Raw genomic sequence first — 843 nt, 5'->3', positions numbered from 1 at the left:
ATTGTATTGGCAAAATGCGGGGTTAAAGTCAAAGTTGAACTACTCTACTTTTTTAGCCGCCAATATTTTCCAATTCCACATTTTTTTATTAGTTTAGTTCCATTGAAAAAATATTGGCTACGATTGGTCTGAACTTGAACATTCGTTCAAATTAAGCCCGCACTTCGCCAATACTTTTTCCGTTGTCCGCAATTTTGAAAAAAAACCGTTCTAAAAAGAATTTTAGTGAAAATATTCAACACCTTTTTTTATATTTTAGTATTTTTAGCTTTGAGTTTTGTTCTTTACAACTCATTAACAAAAAGTAATATAAAATTAGATAAAACTGAAATAATAACAGGTACTTACAAATCGATTCATAGAAACAAACCTAAAAGAAAAGTAAGTGTTTCTTATAATTTGGAAATTGAAAACAACCCAAAAATTCTAAAAATAATTCCTGAGTACACTAAATGTTTTAATTATGAACACTTTATTTCAGACGTAAAACCTAACCAAAATATCGAAATAAAAATTGATAAAAATGCAAAATTTCTTTTTAACAATATTAAAAGTGTCGTTTCAATTCGAGTAAATTCAAAAGAATATATAAATCTAAATTGTGTAAATAAACAAATTAAAGAGGATAAAACTAAAATTCCTTTAATACTAATTGGTGGAATAATTTTGATTTTTTTAATAATTCTGATTCAGAAACGACTTGGAATAAAAATAAACTAAAAAAACTGCGTACAATAACTAAGCTTTCGTCTTGCCCGGAGGGCACGAGATGAAAGCCCGTTGAACGGAACCGGAGTAGCTTTATGTATTATGGAGTTTTCGAAGTGTAGCTTTAAGATATAG

The 843-nt window shown here is 27.9% G+C and carries 1 protein-coding gene; it reads left to right on the top strand.

Annotated elements, in window-relative coordinates:
• The first annotated feature begins 225 nt into the window (after positions 1 to 225).
• On the top strand, positions 226 to 720 hold the full coding sequence (locus N5E64_RS15640) for a hypothetical protein (protein ID WP_280038322.1): 495 nt from the start codon (positions 226 to 228) through the stop codon (positions 718 to 720).
• Positions 721 to 843: the final 123 nt, after the last annotated feature.

The sequence above is a fragment of the Empedobacter sp. GD03739 genome, assembly GCF_029843245.1.
Classification (GTDB): Bacteria; Bacteroidota; Bacteroidia; order Flavobacteriales; family Weeksellaceae; genus Empedobacter; species Empedobacter falsenii_B.
The sequence above is the reverse complement of the archived record's forward strand: the minus strand, read 5'-3'. Positions and strand labels throughout refer to the sequence as shown.